Here is a 20,173-nt window from a genome sequence, read left to right on the forward strand (position 1 = left end):
TTGGCCGCACCGTAAAAAATTAACCGTGTTTCTTCTTCGCGAAAATCACGCGCGCCAGAATGTTCAGCAGCAGTACGCACAGGGTGATTATCAGTACCCCGGCCCAGGCCAGTTGCTGCCATTCAGCAAATGGGCTCATCGCAAACTTAAAGATCGTGACAGGCAGGTTGGCGATTGGCTGCATCATGTCAGTGCTCCAGAACTGGTTGGAGAGCGACGTAAACAGCAGCGGGGCCGTTTCACCTGCAATACGGGCAATTGCCAGCAGAATACCGGTAATAATGCCCGACACAGACGCCTTCAGGGTGATCGCGGAAATCATCTTCCACTTTGGTGTCCCCAACGCATAGGCGGCTTCTCGCAGACTATCCGGCACCAGTTTGAGCATGTTCTCAGTGGTACGAATAACGATAGGTACCTGCAGCAGCGCCAGCGCAATCACGCCCGCCCAGCCGGAGAAGTGTTCCATTTTTGCCACCACAATGGTGTAAACGAACAGACCGACCACAATCGATGGTGCAGACAGCAGGATATCGTTGATAAAGCGGATGACTTCAGCCAGCCAGGACTTACGCCCGTATTCCGCCAGGTAGATGCCCGCCATAATACCGAGCGGCGTACCAAATATGGTCGCCCACAGAATCAACAGCCCACTCCCGGCAAGCGCGTTCGCCAGACCACCACCCGCGGTATTTGGCGGCGGGGTCATTTCGGTGAACAGTGCCAGCGACATACCGTCAATGCCACGGGTAATCGTGGACATCAGGATCCAGATAAGCCAGAACAGACCAAATGCCATCGTCGCCATCGAGAGCGTCAGCGCGATGCGGTTCTTCAGACGACGACGCGCCTGCATTTTACGGCGTGATTCTGCCAGTGCGGTGGTGTTTTGCATTTCCAGCGTAGCCATTAGCGTGCCCCCTCGTTTTTCGCAAGGCGCATGATCATGAACTTAGACGCTGCCAGTACGATGAAGGTGATCACAAACAGGATCAGACCCAGTTCCATCAGTGCAGCAACATGCAAACCAGATTCCGCTTCGGCAAATTCGTTCGCCAGCGCAGAGGTGATACTGTTGCCCGGCATATACAGCGAGGCGCTATCGAGTTGGTAGGTGTTACCAATGATAAAGGTCACCGCCATGGTTTCACCCAACGCGCGGCCAAGACCCAGCATTACGCCGCCAATGACACCATTTTTAGTGAACGGCAGAACGATACGCCAGATAACTTCCCAGGTGGTACAGCCAATACCGTAAGCGGACTCTTTCATCAGCACTGGCGTTTGCTCGAACACATCACGCATAACCGCTGCAATGTACGGGATGATCATGATGGCGAGGATCACACCAGCAGCCAGAATACCGATACCAAATGCCGGGCCAGCAAACAGTGCGCCAACAAACGGAATGTTGGAAAGAATATTACCGACCGGCTCCTGGAAATAAGTCGCAAACAGCGGGGCAAAGATAAACAGGCCCCACATGCCGTAAACGATACTCGGGATCGCTGCCAGCAGTTCAATAGCGATACCCAGTGGGCGTCTAAGCCAGCCAGGTGCAAGTTCCGTCAGGAACAAAGCTATGCCGAAACTCACCGGAACGGCGATCAGCAGTGCGATAAGTGAGGTGACCAGCGTACCGTAAATCGGTACCAGTGCGCCGTAGATATCATTTGGCGCATCCCAGTCTTTGGTCCAAAGGAATGAGAAACCAAATTTCTGGATGCTTGGCCAGGAGGAGATGATCAGAGAGACAATAATGCCACCCAACATCAATAGCACAATCAGCGCAGCCAGTTTTACCAGCGCGCTGAATATCATGTCACCCTTTTTACCCGGAGGGTTAAAAGCAGGCTTGGTTGCAGCCATAAATCACTCTTCTGTTTGAGACGTCTTACGAATATGTCCGGTGGCGCTGGCGCTTACCGTGCCTACAGGATGAACCGTAGGGCGGGAAAGCACCAGCGCCACCCGCCATCTTCGTCAAAAATATCCTGTTAGTACAGCGCTTTACCGCTGCTGTCTTTTACGTTGGTCTTCCATGCAGCACGAATCTGCTCAACCACGCTGTCCGGCAAGCTGGCGTAATCCAGGTCATTAGCCTGTTTGCCGCCATTTTTATATGCCCAGTCAAAGAATTTCAGTACTTCAACGCCTTGCTCTGGTTTCTTCTGCTCTTTATGCACCAGGATGAAGGTGGTGGAAGTGATTGGCCACGCATTGTCACCTTTCTGGTTAGTCAGATCCTGAGCGAAGGTTTTGCTCCAGTCAGCGCCTTTAGCTGCATTGGCAAAGTTTTCTTCTGTCGGGCTTACCGGTTTGCCATCAGCAGAAACCAGTTTGGTGTATGCCAGGTTGTTCTGCTTAGCATAAGCGTACTCAACGTAGCCGATAGAGCCTGGCAGACGCTGTACGAACGCAGCGATACCGTCATTACCTTTACCGCCCAGACCGGTCGGCCAGTTCACAGTAGAGCCTGCGCCAATTTTAGATTTCCACTCTTCGTTCACTTTCGCCAGGTAGCTGGTGAAGACGAAGGAGGTACCGGAACCATCTGCACGACGCACAACAGCTATGTTCTGAGAAGGCAGCTTCAGACCTGGGTTCAGTTTGGTGATAGCTTCATCATCCCACTTCTTAATTTTGCCGAGGTAGATATCGCCCAGGGTTTTACCGTCAAGCACCAGCTCACCGGACTTCAGGCCAGGGATATTCACCGCCAGCACCACACCACCGATCACTGTCGGGAACTGGAACAGGCCTTCCTGAGCCAGCTTCTCGTCAGATAACGGCGCATCAGATGCACCGAAATCGACAGTATTTGCGGTAATTTGTTTTACACCACCGGAGGAGCCGATACCCTGGTAGTTTACTTTGCTACCGGTCTCTTTCTGATAAGTATCAGCCCATTTGGCATACACTGGCGCAGGAAAAGTTGCACCAGCACCTGTCAGGCTCGCTGCAGCAAAGGCAGAGAACGCGCTCATAGATAAGGTCGCGGCGACAACAGTTGCGACAGTGGTACGCATAACTTTCATAATGTCTCCTGCACGGTTTTCGTAAATTGTTGTTTGAGTTGCTACTGTGAGCAAAATAGGACAAACAGGTGACAGTTAAATGTACGAAATATGACAGTTTTATGACAATGAAAAATAATATGCGAGAAACAATTAAAAACAGTACAAAAACAGCAAGTTAATCGATTATATGACCATCATATTTCGGTAAAATTTTCTTTTTATGACACAGAAAACAGTAGCTGAAGATGACGGTTTGTCACATAAAACAGGCGGGATGATTGATTAAAAACAGAGCAAGTTTAAAAAAATGCCCCGCTTTGAGCAGGGCATTTTCAGTTCAGCGAGGTATCGCTTATTCCACGGTAACCGACTTCGCCAGGTTACGCGGCTGGTCCACGTCAGTACCTTTAATCAGCGCCACGTGATACGCCAGCAATTGCAGCGGAACGGTATAGAAAATCGGTGCAATCACCTCTTCCACATGCGGCATCTCGATGATGTGCATATTTTCATTACTGGTAAATCCTGCATCCTGATCGGCAAAGACGTACAACTGGCCGCCACGGGCACGCACTTCTTCAATGTTGGATTTCAGTTTTTCCAGCAACTCGTTGTTCGGTGCAACCACGATAACCGGCATATCCGCGTCAATCAGCGCCAGCGGGCCGTGCTTCAGCTCACCAGCGGCATACGCTTCTGCGTGAATATAAGAAATCTCTTTCAGCTTCAGGGCACCTTCCAGCGCAATGGGGTACTGATCACCACGACCAAGGAACAGTGCATGGTGTTTGTCAGAGAAGTCTTCCGCCAGTGCGGCAATACGCTTGTCCTGTGACAGCATCTGCTCAATACGGCTCGGCAGCGCCTGTAACCCGTGAACAACCTCTTGTTCAATAGACGCATCCAGACCTTTCAGACGAGACAGCTTCGCCACCAGCATTAACAGAACAGTCAGCTGGGTGGTAAATGCTTTCGTTGAGGCCACGCCGATTTCGGTCCCGGCATTTGTCATTATCGCCAGGTCAGATTCACGTACCAGAGAAGAGCCAGGAACGTTACAGATTGCCAGCGAACCCAGATAGCCCAGCTCCTTAGATAAGCGCAGACCCGCCAGGGTATCCGCCGTTTCACCAGATTGGGACAGGGTAATCATTAAACTGTTACGACGCACAGCGGATTTGCGATAACGGAACTCAGAAGCAATTTCCACATCACAGGAAATGCCGGCCAGCGACTCAAACCAGTAACGGGATACCATGCCTGAGTTGTATGACGTACCGCAGGCAATAATCTGGATATGCTCAACCTGCGACAGCAACGCGTTGGCGTTAGGGCCAAGCTCACTTAAATCCACTTCGCCATGACTGATACGCCCGGTCAGCGTATTTTTAATCGCATTCGGTTGCTCATAGATCTCTTTCTGCATGTAGTGGCGATAAATACCTTTTTCGCCCGCGTCATATTGCAGATTGGATTCAATATCCTGACGTTTTACTTCTGCGCCAGTCTTGTCAAAAATAGAAACTGAACGACGCGTTACTTCGGCGATATCGCCTTCTTCCAGGAAGATAAAACGACGGGTAACTGGCAGCAGCGCCAGCTGGTCGGAAGCGATAAAGTTTTCACCCATGCCCAGACCGATAACCAGCGGGCTACCAGAACGAGCCGCCAGCAGTGTTTCAGGATTACGGGTATCCATGATCACTGTACCGTATGCACCACGGAGTTGCGGAATAGTACGCAGTACCGCTTCACGCAGCGTCCCTCCCTGTTCCAGCTCCCAGTGCACCAGGTGAGCAATCACTTCGGTATCCGTTTCAGATACGAAGGTGTAACCACGCGCTTTCAACATTTCACGCAGCGGTTCATGGTTTTCGATGATGCCGTTATGCACCACCACAATGTGTTCAGAAACATGCGGATGCGCGTTTGCTTCTGAAGGTTCGCCATGAGTTGCCCAGCGGGTGTGAGCGATACCCGTACCACCGTGTAACGGATGTTCTTCCGCAGCGGCAGTCAGCATCTGCACTTTACCCAGTCGACGCAGACGGGTCATGTTACCTTCAGCATCAACAACAGCCAGGCCGGCTGAGTCATAACCACGATATTCCAGACGACGTAAACCTTCGAGAAGGATTTCAGCTACATCACGCTGCGCGATAGCGCCAACAATTCCACACATATTTTTTGATTCCGAATTTAGGCATTATGCCTGTCGTTGTCGGTCAACCTGTTTACCCTTCGTCTTTCACTCCGCAGCTGCGTTGGCTACACCTGCTCACTACGGTCACTTACTTTAGTAAGCTCCCGTAGATTCCCAAGTTTGCCGCCTTGCTACAGCGCGAAATACTTTGGGTAATACCCGTATTCCGGGCTCCCCGAGCCTTGTAGAGAGTGGGGTTATTTTTATAGGTACTGCATGTGGGCGGGAGATATATATTTACCTCCTCATCCCTCATCTGCCGGATAAACGTATACGCCATCCAGCAAAAATGATTACTTTTTCTTCACCGGACGCTGCCAGCCCTGCTTATGGACCTGAGGTACACGACTTAATACCAGCTCGTTATCAGCGATATTACGCGTCACTGTGGTTCCGGCGGCGATCGTCGCGCCTTTACCCACGGTGACAGGAGCCACCAGCTGAGTATCAGAACCGACAAAAACATCATCGCCAATAATAGTTTTAAACTTATTAGCGCCATCGTAGTTACAGGTAATCGTACCCGCGCCGATATTCACGTTATCGCCAATTTCAGCATCACCGAGATACGTCAGATGACCCGCTTTAGAACCTTTACCCAGACGCGCTTTTTTCATTTCGACGAAGTTACCCACGTGCGCACCTTCCAGCAGTTCAGCGCCTGGGCGCAGACGCGCAAAAGGCCCGATAGTACAGGCCGCTTCCAGATGGGCATCTTCCACCACGCTGTACGGGCTAAGTTCACAGCCATCGCCAATCACGCTATTTTTGATAATGCAGCCAGTACCAATTTTAACGCGATCGCCAAGGGTTACGTTGCCTTCAATGATAACGTTAGTATCAATTTCAACATCGCGCCCGTGAATAAGCGAACCGCGAAGATCAAAACGTGCTGGATCGCGCAACATAACGCCTGCTAACAGCAGTTTCTCTGCTTGTTCGGACTGATAGACACGTTCAAGACGGGATAACTGAAGACGGTTATTCACCCCTTCGGTTTCGCTAATACGTGCCGGATGTACCGCAGCAATTTCACGACCTTCCTGGTACGCCATCGCAATGATATCGGTGATGTAATATTCACCCTGCACGTTATTGTTGGTCAGTTTAGACAACCAGCGCTTCATATCAGCGCCATTGGCAATCAGGATGCCAGTGTTAATTTCCTGGATCTGGCGTTGCTCGTCGGTCGCATCTTTGTGCTCAACGATGCCAGTAACTTTGCCGTTATCACGCGTAATGCGCCCATAGCCGGTTGGGTCGTCCAGTTTTACTGTTAATAAGCCAATACCACCCTGAGGCTTAGCATCGCGCAGGCGCCGTAACGTTTCGGTGGAAATTAACGGTACATCGCCATATAGCATTAAAATGTCTTCGTCATCACCAAAGAACGGTGCAGCCTGCTGCATTGCATGACCGGTTCCCAACTGCTCTGCCTGCAGAACCCAGTTCAGATTGCCATCTTTCAACGTCTGCTGAAGCAAATCACCACCATGCCCGTAGACCAGGTGCACATGCGTTGCGCCTAATTCATTAGCGGCATCAATAACATGCTGCACCATCGCTTTTCCTGCGAGAGTGTGAAGCACTTTTGGAAGATCGGAATACATACGTGTACCTTTGCCTGCGGCAAGGATCACGACGCTCATAGCATTATTCAACATACACATCCTGACTGTCATTTAAGAACGAATTTATACCCTTTCACATTGAAAATACTACATTTTTTTCATCATGAAATGGGCCGAAGATAAAACGTTCAATAGGGGAAAATCCCTAACTATTAACTCGCTATTTTCGACTATATCGGCGCCTTTTGTCTCCCAAAAACCAGGAGCATGCTCTTATTAAAGCCTTAGGTTAATGTTTTTGCTATTTTTTTGCCCCATGAATAAAGAATTGGGTAAGCAAAGCACGATTTTTATATATGATTCAGTAACAAGTAGAAAAATAGAGAAGACAAAAATTGGGGAGAGGAGGAGTGCACAAACAAGAGAGTATGGGGCTAACAATAGATGGCGCTTGCTCTCAACGATGGAAGCATCGCGCCACATAGCAGACAGGTATGGTTAAACGTCCATACTGCTGAAAAGGGCGATGATTTTATTGAATAATTTCATGTTGGTATCCTGTTTTTATCCGATTTAATTATGTGACATAAATCACAAAAACAAGTCTACGCTTCATTTTTTAATCGATCAATATTTATGTGACACAGATCACATAAAATCAAAACACTTTTTCAGTTTCAAAATAGTTAAAACACAGGCAAAAAAAAACCAGCCTGCTAGCAGACTGGTTTTCGTATTTTCAAGCCGGTGTTACATCGCTTTTTTGGTCAACTCGATAACGCGCAGTTTGGCGATCGCTTTGGCCAGTTCCGCAGATGCCTGAGCGTAATCCACGTCACCATGAGAGCTCTTAATATGCTCTTCAGCCTTACGTTTCGCTTCCAGGGCTCTCGCTTCATCGAGATCCTGCCCGCGAATCGCGGTATCAGCCAGTACGGTCACGTTGCCAGGCTGCACTTCAAGAATGCCGCCGGACAGATAGATAAACTCTTCATGACCGAACTGTTTAACGATGCGGATCATACCAGGCTTAATGGCGGTGAGCAGCGGTGCGTGACCCGGGAAAATACCCAGTTCACCTTCACTACCCGTTACCTGGATTTTTTCGACCAGACCAGAGAACATTTGTTGCTCTGCGCTGACGACGTCCAGGTGGTAAGTCATTGCCATATCACCCTCCGATTAAGGCGTTAAAGTTTTTTGGCTTTTTCTACGGCTTCGTCGATAGAACCAACCATGTAGAACGCCTGCTCTGGCAGGTGGTCGTATTCGCCTTCCATGATGCCTTTAAAGCCACGGATGGTGTCTTTCAGGGAAACGTATTTACCCGGAGAACCGGTGAATACTTCCGCAACGAAGAACGGCTGGGACAGGAAGCGCTGGATCTTACGCGCACGAGCTACCACCAGTTTATCTTCTTCAGACAGCTCATCCATACCCAGGATGGCGATGATGTCTTTCAGTTCCTGATAACGCTGCAGCAGGGACTGTACGCCACGCGCAGTATCATAGTGTTCCTGACCTACAACCAGCGGATCCAGCTGACGGCTGGTGGAGTCCAGCGGATCAACTGCCGGGTAAATACCCAGAGACGCGATCTGACGGCTCAGTACCACGGTTGCATCAAGGTGAGCAAAGGTGGTTGCTGGGGATGGGTCAGTCAAGTCATCCGCAGGTACGTATACCGCCTGAACGGAGGTGATAGAACCGGTTTTAGTAGAAGTGATACGTTCCTGCAGAACACCCATCTCTTCCGCCAGGGTCGGCTGGTAACCTACCGCTGATGGCATACGACCCAGCAGTGCGGATACTTCCGTACCGGCCAGGGTGTAACGATAGATGTTATCGACGAACAGCAGTACGTCACGACCTTCGTCACGGAATTTCTCAGCCATGGTCAGACCGGTCAGCGCAACGCGCAGACGGTTTCCCGGCGGCTCGTTCATCTGGCCATAAACCAGGGATACTTTATCCAGAACATTGGAGTCGGTCATTTCGTGGTAGAAGTCGTTACCCTCACGAGTACGTTCACCCACACCCGCAAACACAGAGTAACCGGAGTGCTCGATCGCGATGTTACGAATAAGCTCCATCATGTTTACGGTTTTACCTACACCCGCACCACCGAACAGACCCACTTTACCGCCCTTCGCGAACGGACACATCAGGTCGATAACTTTGATGCCGGTTTCCAGCAGTTCCTGAGAGCTGGACAGCTCTTCATAGGAAGGTGCTGCGCGGTGGATAGCCCAACGCTCTTCTTCACCGATATCGCCTTTCATGTCGATCGGGTGACCCAGAACGTTCATGATACGACCCAGCGTTGCTTTACCTACCGGGACTTCGATCGGGTGCTCGAGGTCTTTAACTTCCAGACCACGACGCAGACCGTCGGAAGAACCCATGGCGATGGTACGTACGATACCGCCGCCGAGCTGCTGCTGAACTTCCAGCACCAGGCTCTCTTTACCATTCATAACCTCAAGAGCATCGTACACGCGCGGTACGGCATCCTGAGGGAATTCGACGTCAACCACGGCGCCGATTACCTGGACAATTTTTCCAGTAGCCATCTTGAATCCTCTACGAATTAACCTGGTTATACCGCGGATGCACCACCGACGATTTCGGTGAGTTCCTGAGTAATGCTGGCCTGACGAGCTTTGTTGTATACCAACTGCAGCTCTTTAATCAGGCTGCCGCCATTGTCGGTCGCGGCTTTCATCGCCACCATACGTGCGGCCTGCTCGCTGGCCAGGTTTTCTACCACGCCCTGATAAACCTGAGATTCAACGTAACGACGCAGCAGAGTATCCAGCAGCGGTTTCGGGTCTGGTTCATACAGGTAATCCCAGGCTTTTTGTTTTAACTCTTCATCTTCTGAAGCCGGTAAAGGCAGCAGCTGAGTGAGAGTTGGAACCTGAGACATGGTGTTAATAAATTTGTTGCTGACAACGTACAGTCTGTCCAGACGACCTTCATCGTAGGCCTGCAGCATCACTTTAACCGGGCCGATCAGTTCGGACAGGGAAGGGTTGTCCCCCATACCGGTTACCTGAGCAACCACGTTACCGCCTACGGAATTAAAGAAAGACACGCCCTTAGAGCCGATCATTGCGATGTCGCACTGAACGCCTTTATCGGACCATGTTTTCATATCCGCCAGCAGCTTTTTAAACAGGTTAATGTTCAAGCCACCGCACAGACCACGGTCGGTCGACACCACCAGGTAGCCCACGCGCTTAACGTCGCGTTCTTCCAGGTAAGGGTGCTTATATTCCAGATTACCATTCGCAAGGTGACCAATCACTTTGCGCATGGTCTCTGCATAAGGACGGCTGGCCGCCATGCGATCCTGCGATTTACGCATTTTGGAAGCGGCGACCATCTCCATCGCTTTAGTGATCTTCTGCGTGTTCTGGACGCTTGCGATCTTACTACGTATCTCTTTTGCGCCGGCCATGAGCTTCTCCTCAATGCCTTGCGGTCCGCCCTAAGACAGACCGCCAGACGTTACCAGGACTGGGTTGCTTTGAAGGAATCGAGGATAGCTTTCAGCTTGCCTTCGATTTCATCGTTATAGCCACCGGACTGGTTAATCTCTTGCATCAGCGGAGCGTGATCACGGTCAACGTAAGCCAGCAGAGCGGCTTCGAAGCTACCGATTTTCGCCAGTTCCACATCTTCGAGGTAACCGCGTTCAGCCGCAAACAGCACCACACCCTGCTGTGCAACAGACATTGGGGCATACTGTTTCTGCTTCAGCAGTTCAGTTACTTTCTGACCGTGGCTCAGCTGCTTACGCGTAGCTTCATCAAGGTCGGAAGCGAACTGAGAAAACGCTGCCAGTTCACGATACTGTGCCAGAGCGGTACGGATACCGCCGGACAGTTTCTTGATGATCTTGGTCTGCGCGGCACCACCTACACGGGATACGGAGATACCCGGGTTAACTGCCGGACGAATACCGGAGTTGAACAGGTTGGTTTCCAGGAAGATCTGACCATCGGTAATGGAAATTACGTTGGTCGGAACGAACGCAGAAACGTCACCCGCCTGGGTTTCGATAATCGGCAGAGCGGTCAGGGAGCCAGTTTTACCTTTGACTTCACCATTGGTGAATTTCTCAACGTATTCCGCGTTAACGCGGGATGCGCGTTCCAGCAGACGGGAGTGGAGGTAAAATACGTCGCCCGGGAATGCTTCACGTCCTGGTGGACGACGGAGCAGCAGGGAAACCTGACGGTAAGCAACAGCCTGTTTGGACAGGTCATCATAAACGATCAGTGCATCTTCACCGCGGTCACGGAAGTATTCGCCCATTGCGCAACCGGCATAAGGCGCCAGGTATTGCAGTGCAGCAGATTCAGACGCGGTCGCCACAACAACGATGGTGTTGGACAGTGCGCCATGTTCTTCCAGTTTACGAACCACGTTAGAAATGGTGGACGCTTTCTGGCCGATAGCCACGTACACACATTTGATGCCGGAGTCACGCTGGTTGATGATGGCATCGATTGCCATCGCGGTTTTACCGGTCTGACGGTCACCGATGATCAACTCACGCTGGCCACGACCGATTGGGATCATGGCATCAACGGATTTATAACCGGTCTGTACCGGCTGATCGACGGACTGACGTTCGATTACGCCTGGCGCGATAACTTCGATTGGCGAAAAGCCATCGTTATCAACCGGACCTTTACCGTCAATTGGGGAACCCAGAGTGTTCACCACACGACCCAGCAGGCCACGGCCAACCGGAACTTCCAGAATACGACCCGTACACTTAACCTTCATGCCTTCGGCGAGGTCAGCGTATGGACCCATCACAACTGCACCTACGGAGTCGCGCTCCAGGTTCAGTGCGATAGCGTAACGGTTACCCGGCAGAGAGATCATTTCCCCCTGCATACAGTCAGCAAGACCGTGGATGCGGATAACACCGTCACTTACAGAAACAATAGTACCTTCATTGTGAGCTTCACTCACAACACTGAACTGAGCAATGCGCTGCTTGATCAGTTCGCTGATTTCGGTGGAATTCAGTTGCATGCTCCAGTCCCCTTAAGACTGCAAGACGTCTGCAAGGCGCTCAAGACGGCCGCGTACGCTGCCATCAATGACCATATCACCCGCACGGATGATTACGCCTGCCATTACAGACTTATCGATTTTGCAATTCAGCTTAACTTTGCGTGACAGACGTTTTTCCATCGCTGCACTAATCTTCGTAAGCTGTTCATCACTCAGTGCAGTGGCAGAAGTGACTTCTACCTCAGAGATAGCCTCACTGGCTGCACGCAGGTGAATAAACTGCTCAAGAACATCCGGGAGCGCATTAAGACGGTTATTTTCAGCCATTACCTTAATCAGGTTTTGACCGCTTTCGTCCAGCTGCTCACCGCAGATTGCGATAAACGACTCAGCGAGCGTTTCCGGCGCCAGTGCGCCAGAGAGAAGCTCTGCCATTTGTTCGTTCTTCGTCACCTCAGCGGCAAACGTCAGCATATCCTGCCAACGGTCAACGCTTTGGTGCTCAACGGCAAAGTCAAAAGCTGCTTTGGCGTAGGGGCGAGCTACCGTAATAAATTCAGACATCAGCCCCTCCCTCCTTACAGTTCAGCGACAAGTTTGTCCACGATGTCGCTGTTAGCAGCTTCATCCACGGAACGTTCGATGATCTTCTCGGCGCCAGCAACAGCCAGGACAGCAACTTGCTTACGCAGCTCTTCGCGAGCACGTTTACGCTCGGCGTCAATTTCCGCCTGCGCTTGTGCCACGATTTTAGTACGTTCCTGCTCTGCTTCAGTTTTAGCTTCGTCCAGGATCTGAGCGCGGCGTTTGTTTGCCTGCTCGATGATTACCTGAGCTTCCGCTTTAGCCTTTTTCAGCTGGTCGGTCGCGCTGGCCTTTGCAAGGTCAAGATCCTTATGTGCTCGTTCCGCAGAAGCAAGACCGTCAGCAATTTCTTTTTGACGTTTTTCGATGGCTGCCATTAATGGCGGCCATACGTACTTCATGCAGAACAGAACGAACAGGACAAACGCGATGGCCTGGCCGAGGATTGTTGCGTTAAGATTCACAGCACAATGCCTCTATCTAGTTAACGTTCTGATATTGCTCTTAATTCAAGCAACGCTTACTACGCGACAGCGAACATCACGTACAGACCCAGACCTACAGCGATCATCGGGATAGCATCCACCAGACCCATAACGATAAAGAACTGAGTACGCAGCAGAGGAATCAGATCAGGTTGACGCGCTGCGCCTTCCAGGAATTTACCCCCGAGGATGCCGATACCGATCGCAGCACCGATTGCCGCCAGACCCATCATCACAGCGGCAGCCATGTACAGCAGATCCATATTCAGGTTTTCCATGACAGTCTCCAGTTTGTTTCAGTTAAAACGTAGTAGTGTTGGTAAATTAATGCTCTTCAGACGCCATCGACAGATAGACAATCGTCAGAACCATGAAGATGAAGGCTTGCAGCGTGATAATCAGTATGTGGAAAATGGCCCACGGCACATTCAGGATCCACTGTGACCACCACGGCAACAGACCAGCAATCAGAATGAAAATCAGCTCACCAGCGTACATGTTGCCGAACAGTCGCAGACCAAGAGAAACTGGTTTGGACAGCAGGCTTACCCCTTCAAGGATTAAGTTGACAGGAATGAACGCCCAGTGATTGAACGGCTGCAGCGTCAACTCTTTCGTGAAGCCACCGATGCCTTTCATTTTGATGCTGTAGAACAGAATGAGGATAAATACGCCCAGTGCCATAGACAGAGTGATGTTCACGTCAGCAGACGGAACCACACGCAGAGCCGGCAGGCCAAAGATATGCTCGCCGATATACGGCAGCAGGTCGATAGGCAGTAAATCCATCAGGTTCATCAGGAATACCCAGACGAAAATCGTCAGGGCCAGCGGTGCAATCAGCTTGCTTTTGCCATGGTACATGTCTTTCACGCTACCATGCACGAAGCCGATTACCAGCTCAATCGCGGTCTGAAATTTACCTGGTACGCCGCTGGTCGCCTTTTTGGCCACGCTACGGAACATAAGCAGGAACAACAGACCCAGAACCACCGAGAAAAACATGGAGTCAATATTGAGCGTCCAGAAGGTGGCTGGGGGGTTCTGCGGATCCACCAGCGAGAATGTACGTAGGTCCAACTGAAGGTTATTCAGATGGTGTCCTATGTAATCCTGCGGCGTCATATTTTCTGAAGCCATGATGCCTTTACCCTTTGTTGTTAATTACAGCCGGTGCCAGTATCTGAACCACCAGCACCAAAACCCACGTAACGATCAGCGGTAAGAATACCGCCTTCAAAACCGCCAACGCCACCACAAGCAAAACCAGCATCGCTAACACCTTGAAGGCTTCGCCGAAAGCGAACGTCCAGGCCACTCGGCCCTTTGCTGGTGTATGCGCCTGGTGACGCCAGGCAAATATCATAAACAACATATTAGGCAGTAACACTGCCAATCCCCCGCACAATGCGGAGATGCCCCAGAAAGGGTCTTTGAGGCTAAACAGCAATCCACTTGCTATTACCGCCAGAAGCTGTGTGAGCAAAAGCTTACGAGCAACGTTTCGACTCAAGAGCGACATAGACATCACGTTTTTACTCCTGCTCCCTTCGAGGTATGCCGCGTGTCGTATAAAACGTTCTTTATGGCTTAGAGTCAAGCATCAAAAAGCGGTCAAATTATACGGTGCGCCTTCGTGATTTCAAACAATAAGTAGCTAAAAAGTGAATAAATGTTTAAATATTTTTCTCCAGGCCACATTTATTACTTTTCGACAAACTGTGAACGATCATGCAAAACTGCAAATACCGCGTAAACACTGGCGATAAAGCGTGCACCAGATCACATATTGAACATATTCACCTTCGCTCAATTAATTTACGTGGCAAATGATGCCTTTTCATCTTTTTGATATTTAAGCGTAAAAATCATCACTATTTTAGAAATAGACTCTAACAACAAAAAAACCGCTCATTGACATTTATAATAAATAATTAACACAAGACGGTGAATCTTAGGTTCTATTTTTAGCAGACTGATATTTTCACAGTTGACTTGTTTCTCTTTTAACAAAAAACGGTACGTTATAGTTATGATGCAAAACAGTAAGCTACCGGTGAAATGTAACAACATTTGACCACACGATCCCCTCTGTGTTTTAACACCTGAAGCACCGTTTTTTTTCTATTTTTTTTGACAAATATTAAATTTTGTTTGGCTTAATAACCACCAGATGGCGTTCACCATCCAGTTGTGGGACGCGTAATTTTACAACTGATTCTACGCTAAACGCCGCAGGCAGTGTGGCGATCTCATCTTCCGGTAATTGACCTTTTAAGGCATAAAAACGCCCGTTTTGAGCGGGTAAATGGTGGCACCAGCTCAGCATGTCGTTAAGAGATGCAAAAGCACGGCTTATCACACCATCAAAAGGTGGCTCGGAAGGAAATTCTTCTACCCTGCTTTGTACTGGAGTGATGTTGTCCAGTTTAAGCTCATGTTGTACCTGACGCAGAAAGCGTACGCGTTTTCCCAGACTATCCAGCAGGGTAAAATGCGCCTCAGGACGCACGATAGAAAGTGGAATTCCCGGTAAGCCAGGTCCCGTGCCGACATCAATAAAACGCTCGCCCTGCAGATGGGGGGCGACCACAATGCTGTCCAGAATATGGCGCACCAGCATTTCGTTGGGGTCCCGCACCGATGTCAGGTTGTACGCTTTATTCCATTTGTGCAGCATATCGACATACGCAATCAGCTGATTTTTCTGGTGATCGGTAAGAGAAATACCAGCATCAGCCAGCAGACGAGAGAGTTTGTTGAGCACGGTCGTTACCTGTAAATAATCAATTACCCGCTACGCTATCGCTTATCGGGTCGACAAATTTGCAGGGCGGGCAAGCGAAGCGCCTCCGCCCAGATAGTGTGATTAAGCGCTACGGCGCAGCATACCCTGTTTTTTCAGCCAAACCAGCAGGATGGAGATGGCGGCAGGCGTGACACCAGAAATGCGCGATGCCTGGCCGATTGACACCGGTTTGTGATCGTTCAGCTTGGCAATAACTTCATTCGACAACCCGGAAACCTGACGATAATCCAGAGTCGCAGGCAGCAACGTGTTTTCATTGCGCTGTTGTCTTTCGATTTCATCCTGCTGACGGGCAATATAACCTTCGTACTTAACCTGAATCTCAACCTGTTCAGCCGCCTGAGGATCATCAAGCGCTGGTGCAAATGCAGACAATGACGTCAGCTGTGCATAGGTCATGTCCGGACGACGCAGCAGATCTTCACCACTGGCCTCGCGTGACAGAGGCGTTGCCAGGTGCGCGTTCACTTCCGCGGCAGATTCAGCAAGCGGGTTCACCCAGGTTGATTTCAAACGCTGGCGTTCTTGTTCGATGCGTTCCAGTTTTTCATTGAAGCGCGCCCAGCGTTCATCCCCCACCAGACCCAGTTCACGACCAATTTCGGTCAGACGGAGATCGGCGTTATCTTCGCGCAGCATCAAACGGTATTCTGCGCGCGAAGTAAACATGCGGTACGGTTCTTTGGTGCCCAGCGTACACAGGTCATCCACCAGCACACCAAGATAGGCCTGAGAACGCGCAGGAGCCCAGCCGTCTTTCTCAGCAGACAAGCGTGCGGCGTTCAGACCCGCCAGCAAACCTTGCGCGGCGGCTTCTTCGTAACCGGTTGTCCCATTGATTTGCCCTGCAAAGAACAGACCCTGAATGAATTTACTTTCCAGAGTTGGTTTCAGATCGCGTGGATCGAAGAAATCATATTCAATAGCATAGCCAGGGCGAACAATTTTGGCGTTTTCCATCCCCTGCATGGAGCGGACAATTTGCATCTGCACGTCAAATGGCAAGCTGGTGGAAATACCGTTCGGGTAAATTTCGTTAGACGTCAGTCCTTCCGGTTCAAGGAAGATCTGGTGCTGGTTCCTGTCGGCAAAGCGCATAACTTTATCTTCGATCGACGGGCAGTAACGTGGGCCGATACCTTCGATCACGCCAGCATACATCGGGCTACGATCGAGGTTATTACGGATCACGTCATGGGTTTTCTCGTTAGTATGCGTGATGTAGCACGGCATCTGGCGCGGATGTTGAGAAACATCGCCAAGGAACGAAAAGACCGGCATCGGGTTATCGCTGTTTTGCTGACCAAGTACGCTAAAATCGATGGTACGCGCATCGATACGCGGCGGTGTACCTGTTTTCAAACGGCTAACGCGCAGCGGCAGTTCACGCAGGCGACGTGACAGTGGAATAGACGGCGGATCGCCAGCACGACCACCGCTGTAGTTGTCCAGACCAATGTGAATTTTTCCGTCAAGGAAGGTCCCTACGGTTAATACCACCGCTTTGGCACGGAACTTCAGACCCATCTGAGTCACCGCTCCGACAACGCGATCGTTTTCAACAATCAGATCTTCAACCGCTTGCTGGAAGATCATCAGATTCGGCTGGTTCTCCAGTGCAGTACGTACCGCCTGACGATAAAGCACGCGATCCGCCTGAGCACGAGTGGCGCGAACTGCCGGGCCTTTGCTGGCGTTTAGTATCCTGAACTGGATACCGGCATGGTCGATCGCGGTTGCCATCAGGCCGCCAAGCGCATCCACTTCTTTTACCAGGTGTCCCTTCCCAATGCCGCCAATCGCTGGGTTGCAGCTCATTTGCCCCAGAGTGTCGATATTGTGTGTCAAAAGCAGAGTCTGTTGACCCATTCGCGCCGCGGCCATTGCGGCCTCGGTGCCTGCATGACCCCCGCCAATGATGATGACGTCAAAAGGATCCTGATAAAACATGGTAATTGCCTCGCATAACGCGGTGTGAAAATGGATTGAAGCCCGGGCCGTGGATTCTACTCAACTTTAGTCGATGGAGAAAGACCTCGGATCCTGGGTATTAAAAAGAAGATCTTTTTATTTAGAGATCTGTTTTATTGTGATCTCTTATTAGGATCGCAACTATCTGTGGATAAGGGCGATCCTTTGAATAAGATCAACGGGTTGTTGAGGATCATTAGCTGTGAATGATCGGTGATCCTGGTCCGTATAAGCTGGGATCAGAATGAAGGGTTATACACAACTCAAAAACTGAACAACAGTTATTCTTTGGATAACTACCGGTTGATCCAAGCTTTTAACCAGAGTTATCCACATAAAAAAGTACGATCTTTACAAATCTCTGAGCAATGGATGCCAGGATCCCAACCAAATCTCAGCCGGATCTTCCGGAATCTCATGTTCCAGTACGTTGATCCTGAGCGTTTCACCGATCTGTTTCGCCCCGCAGGCCTTCAGTTCAGCTTCCAGCTTGTCAATCGCACCGCAGAACGTGTCATATTCGCGGCTACCAATGCCGATGGCACCAAAGTGTACCTGCGAAAGATCCGGTTTCTGCTCGCGCAATGCGTCATATAAAGGTTGCAGGTTATCAGGAATGTCTCCCGCACCGTGCGTTGAGCTGATTACCAGCCAGACCCCTTGAGTTGGAACCTCGTCGAGCATCGGTCCATGCAGTATTTCGCTGGAAAAACCGGCGTCATTCAGTTGTTCAGCCAAATGCTCTGCTACATATTCCGCACTGCCAAGCGTGCTGCCGCTGATAAGAGTGATATCTGCCATTGATCGCTACCTCGATGAAGAGGCAGCATTGTACGCTGTGAGCGAGCTGGGATCTACCTGTGGAAAACCAGGGGATTAAAAAAAACGATCAGGGCTTGATGGTCCGCATGATCGGGTTTTGCAAGACGATCAAGGTTTCAGTGGACTGAATTTCATCAATTGTTTGGATCTTGTTGATAAGCACCTGTTGCAGAGCATCGATAGATTTACACATCACCTTTATAAAGATGCTGTAGTGCCCGGTGGTGTAATACGCCTCGGTCACTTCATCGAGGCTTTCCAGTCTGGCTAATGCGGATGGATAATCCTTAGCACTTTTCAGGATGATGCCAATAAAGCAGCCGACGTCATAACCCAGTTGTTTTGGACTGACATCAATACGTGCGCCGGTAATGATCCCTGCCTGCTTCATCTTTTCAACGCGCACGTGAATTGTACCCGGGCTGACACCAAACTGTTTGGCCAGTTCGGCGTAGGCGGTACGGGCATTTTCCATCAGGGCATCAAGGATGCCGCGGTCCAGATTGTCGATCTGATAATTTTCCATAGGTTTTTCTTATGTAAATTGATGATTCACTCTATTTTAGCGTTAAATTTTAATGAATCAAAATCGAACCTGGCTTTTTGTTTGTTGATTATTGAATATTACCCTCATTCTGTTGCTTAATCATAGGTAACAGGACACAGGAGTAAACATAATGAAAACCGCTTACATTGCCAAACAACGTCAAATTAGCTTCGTGAAATCTCATTTTTCTCGCCAACTGGAAGAGCGTCTGGGGCTGATTGAAGTCCAGGCACCGATCCTGAGTCGTGTAGGAGATGGCACGCAGGATAACTTGTCTGGCTGTGAAAAAGCGGTGCAGGTGAAAGTGAAAGCATTACCAGACGCTCAGTTCGAAGTGGTGCATTCACTGGCGAAGTGGAAGCGTCAAACGCTCGGACAACACGACTTCAGCGCGGGCGAGGGGCTGTACACGCACATGAAAGCCCTGCGCCCGGATGAAGACCGTCTCTCTCCGCTTCACTCGGTCTATGTTGACCAGTGGGACTGGGAGCGCGTTATGGGTGACGGTGAGCGTCAGTTCTCCACTCTGAAAAGCACAGTAGAGGCTATCTGGGCGGGAATTAAGGCAACCGAAGCTGCGGTAAGCAAAGAATTTGGTCTGACACCGTTCCTGCCAGAGCAGATCCACTTTGTGCATAGCCAGGAGCTGTTATCTCGCTACCCGGATCTTGATGCAAAAGGTCGTGAACGTGCGATCGCAAAAGAGCTGGGCGCGGTGTTCCTGGTCGGGATCGGCGGCAAACTTAGCGACGGTCACCGTCATGATGTTCGTGCGCCGGATTATGATGACTGGAGTTCAGCTTCCGAGCTGGGCCATGCTGGTCTGAACGGTGATATCCTGGTGTGGAACCCGGTTCTGGAAGATGCGTTTGAACTGTCTTCGATGGGGATCCGCGTGGACGCCGATGCGCTGAAACACCAGCTTGCTCTGACCGGTGATGAAGATCGCCTGAGTCTGGAGTGGCACCAGGCACTGTTGCGTGGCGAAATGCCGCAGACCATTGGCGGCGGTATTGGGCAGTCACGCCTGACGATGCTGCTGCTGCAGTTGCCGCACATTGGTCAGGTTCAGTGCGGTGTGTGGCCTGCACAGGTCCGTGAAAGCGTCGCTTCTCTGCTGTAA

General features: G+C 50.5%; 19 protein-coding genes. 1 reads left to right on the forward strand and 18 read right to left on the reverse strand.

The genetic code is table 11. From position 1 onward, the window contains the following. Positions 1–19: 19 nt before the first annotated feature. The 18 genes from pstA to asnC form a co-directional block, all read right to left on the reverse strand. Positions 20–910, reverse strand: coding sequence for a phosphate ABC transporter permease PstA (gene pstA / locus OGX95_RS15475; RefSeq protein WP_286630063.1), 891 nt, complete (start codon positions 908–910; stop codon positions 20–22). After that, positions 910–1,869, reverse strand: a complete 960-nt coding sequence (pstC, locus tag OGX95_RS15480; protein WP_048213782.1) for a phosphate ABC transporter permease PstC — start codon at positions 1,867–1,869, stop codon at positions 910–912. Before pstC ends, pstA begins: the two co-directional genes overlap by 1 nt. Positions 1,870–1,997: 128 nt before the next feature. Continuing rightward, positions 1,998–3,038: a phosphate ABC transporter substrate-binding protein PstS gene (gene pstS / locus OGX95_RS15485; RefSeq protein ID WP_005121464.1), complete on the reverse strand. Its 1,041-nt coding sequence runs from the start codon at positions 3,036–3,038 to the stop codon at positions 1,998–2,000. A 334-nt stretch (positions 3,039–3,372) separates the two neighbouring features. Further along, a complete protein-coding gene (gene glmS / locus OGX95_RS15490) occupies positions 3,373–5,202 on the reverse strand; it encodes a glutamine--fructose-6-phosphate transaminase (isomerizing) (protein ID WP_286630064.1) in 1,830 nt (609 codons plus the stop codon). A 314-nt stretch (positions 5,203–5,516) separates the two neighbouring features. After that, positions 5,517–6,887 carry a bifunctional UDP-N-acetylglucosamine diphosphorylase/glucosamine-1-phosphate N-acetyltransferase GlmU gene (gene glmU, locus OGX95_RS15495; RefSeq protein ID WP_271442714.1) on the reverse strand — a complete coding sequence of 457 codons (1,371 nt, stop codon included), beginning with the start codon at positions 6,885–6,887 and terminating at the stop codon, positions 5,517–5,519. Between the two features lie 657 nt (positions 6,888–7,544). Further along, entirely contained in the window at positions 7,545–7,964 is a 420-nt protein-coding gene (locus OGX95_RS15500; protein ID WP_005121460.1) for a F0F1 ATP synthase subunit epsilon, read from the reverse strand. Between the two features lie 20 nt (positions 7,965–7,984). Beyond that, entirely contained in the window at positions 7,985–9,367 is a 1,383-nt protein-coding gene (atpD, locus tag OGX95_RS15505) for a F0F1 ATP synthase subunit beta (RefSeq protein WP_003023806.1), read from the reverse strand. Positions 9,368–9,393: 26 nt separating this feature from the next. Beyond that, positions 9,394–10,257, reverse strand: a complete 864-nt coding sequence (gene atpG, locus OGX95_RS15510) for a F0F1 ATP synthase subunit gamma (protein WP_005121458.1) — start codon at positions 10,255–10,257, stop codon at positions 9,394–9,396. A 50-nt stretch (positions 10,258–10,307) separates the two neighbouring features. Then, positions 10,308–11,849 (reverse strand): F0F1 ATP synthase subunit alpha, encoded by a 1,542-nt coding sequence (atpA, locus tag OGX95_RS15515; RefSeq protein ID WP_003827026.1) that lies wholly within the window; start codon positions 11,847–11,849, stop codon positions 10,308–10,310. Between the two features lie 12 nt (positions 11,850–11,861). Continuing rightward, positions 11,862–12,395, reverse strand: a complete 534-nt coding sequence (atpH, locus tag OGX95_RS15520; protein WP_286630065.1) for a F0F1 ATP synthase subunit delta — start codon at positions 12,393–12,395, stop codon at positions 11,862–11,864. 14 nt (positions 12,396–12,409) lie between these two features. Next, positions 12,410–12,880, reverse strand: coding sequence for a F0F1 ATP synthase subunit B (gene atpF, locus OGX95_RS15525; protein WP_040232304.1), 471 nt, complete (start codon positions 12,878–12,880; stop codon positions 12,410–12,412). 59 nt (positions 12,881–12,939) lie between these two features. Beyond that, positions 12,940–13,179 (reverse strand): F0F1 ATP synthase subunit C, encoded by a 240-nt coding sequence (atpE, locus tag OGX95_RS15530; protein WP_000429386.1) that lies wholly within the window; start codon positions 13,177–13,179, stop codon positions 12,940–12,942. Between the two features lie 46 nt (positions 13,180–13,225). Next, a complete protein-coding gene (atpB, locus tag OGX95_RS15535; protein WP_286630066.1) occupies positions 13,226–14,041 on the reverse strand; it encodes a F0F1 ATP synthase subunit A in 816 nt (271 codons plus the stop codon). A gap of 7 nt (positions 14,042–14,048) precedes the next feature. After that, entirely contained in the window at positions 14,049–14,429 is a 381-nt protein-coding gene (gene atpI, locus OGX95_RS15540) for a F0F1 ATP synthase subunit I (RefSeq protein ID WP_048213787.1), read from the reverse strand. Positions 14,430–15,044: 615 nt separating this feature from the next. Further along, positions 15,045–15,668 carry a 16S rRNA (guanine(527)-N(7))-methyltransferase RsmG gene (gene rsmG / locus OGX95_RS15545; protein WP_286630067.1) on the reverse strand — a complete coding sequence of 208 codons (624 nt, stop codon included), beginning with the start codon at positions 15,666–15,668 and terminating at the stop codon, positions 15,045–15,047. 102 nt (positions 15,669–15,770) lie between these two features. Next, the gene (mnmG, locus tag OGX95_RS15550) at positions 15,771–17,660 is read right to left on the reverse strand and encodes a tRNA uridine-5-carboxymethylaminomethyl(34) synthesis enzyme MnmG (RefSeq protein WP_286630068.1); all 1,890 of its coding nucleotides are present in this window, start codon (positions 17,658–17,660) and stop codon (positions 15,771–15,773) included. Between the two features lie 372 nt (positions 17,661–18,032). After that, complete coding sequence (mioC, locus tag OGX95_RS15555; protein WP_286630069.1) at positions 18,033–18,482, reverse strand: FMN-binding protein MioC; 450 nt, start codon at positions 18,480–18,482, stop codon at positions 18,033–18,035. Between the two features lie 88 nt (positions 18,483–18,570). Beyond that, positions 18,571–19,029, reverse strand: coding sequence for a transcriptional regulator AsnC (gene asnC, locus OGX95_RS15560; protein WP_003023780.1), 459 nt, complete (start codon positions 19,027–19,029; stop codon positions 18,571–18,573). Positions 19,030–19,180: 151 nt separating this feature from the next. Between asnC and asnA the strand changes: the two genes are divergently transcribed. Further along, positions 19,181–20,173 carry an aspartate--ammonia ligase gene (gene asnA, locus OGX95_RS15565; RefSeq protein ID WP_286630070.1) on the forward strand — a complete coding sequence of 331 codons (993 nt, stop codon included), beginning with the start codon at positions 19,181–19,183 and terminating at the stop codon, positions 20,171–20,173.

Source organism: Citrobacter sp. Cu233, from assembly GCF_030332225.1.
Taxonomy (GTDB): domain Bacteria; phylum Pseudomonadota; class Gammaproteobacteria; order Enterobacterales; family Enterobacteriaceae; genus Citrobacter.

Coding starts and splice junctions, on each gene's coding strand:
- atpA (WP_003827026.1), bottom strand. CDS start 11,849: ATGCAACTGAATTCCACCGAAATCAGCGAACTGATCAAGCAGCGCATT.
- atpB (WP_286630066.1), bottom strand. CDS start 14,041: ATGGCTTCAGAAAATATGACGCCGCAGGATTACATAGGACACCATCTG.
- atpI (WP_048213787.1), bottom strand. CDS start 14,429: ATGTCTATGTCGCTCTTGAGTCGAAACGTTGCTCGTAAGCTTTTGCTC.
- atpG (WP_005121458.1), bottom strand. CDS start 10,257: ATGGCCGGCGCAAAAGAGATACGTAGTAAGATCGCAAGCGTCCAGAAC.
- mnmG (WP_286630068.1), bottom strand. CDS start 17,660: ATGTTTTATCAGGATCCTTTTGACGTCATCATCATTGGCGGGGGTCAT.
- atpD (WP_003023806.1), bottom strand. CDS start 9,367: ATGGCTACTGGAAAAATTGTCCAGGTAATCGGCGCCGTGGTTGACGTC.
- mioC (WP_286630069.1), bottom strand. CDS start 18,482: ATGGCAGATATCACTCTTATCAGCGGCAGCACGCTTGGCAGTGCGGAA.
- glmS (WP_286630064.1), bottom strand. CDS start 5,202: ATGTGTGGAATTGTTGGCGCTATCGCGCAGCGTGATGTAGCTGAAATC.
- pstC (WP_048213782.1), bottom strand. CDS start 1,869: ATGGCTGCAACCAAGCCTGCTTTTAACCCTCCGGGTAAAAAGGGTGAC.
- pstS (WP_005121464.1), bottom strand. CDS start 3,038: ATGAAAGTTATGCGTACCACTGTCGCAACTGTTGTCGCCGCGACCTTA.
- asnA (WP_286630070.1), top strand. CDS start 19,181: ATGAAAACCGCTTACATTGCCAAACAACGTCAAATTAGCTTCGTGAAA.
- glmU (WP_271442714.1), bottom strand. CDS start 6,887: ATGTTGAATAATGCTATGAGCGTCGTGATCCTTGCCGCAGGCAAAGGT.
- asnC (WP_003023780.1), bottom strand. CDS start 19,029: ATGGAAAATTATCAGATCGACAATCTGGACCGCGGCATCCTTGATGCC.
- OGX95_RS15500 (WP_005121460.1), bottom strand. CDS start 7,964: ATGGCAATGACTTACCACCTGGACGTCGTCAGCGCAGAGCAACAAATG.
- pstA (WP_286630063.1), bottom strand. CDS start 910: ATGGCTACGCTGGAAATGCAAAACACCACCGCACTGGCAGAATCACGC.
- atpH (WP_286630065.1), bottom strand. CDS start 12,395: ATGTCTGAATTTATTACGGTAGCTCGCCCCTACGCCAAAGCAGCTTTT.
- atpE (WP_000429386.1), bottom strand. CDS start 13,179: ATGGAAAACCTGAATATGGATCTGCTGTACATGGCTGCCGCTGTGATG.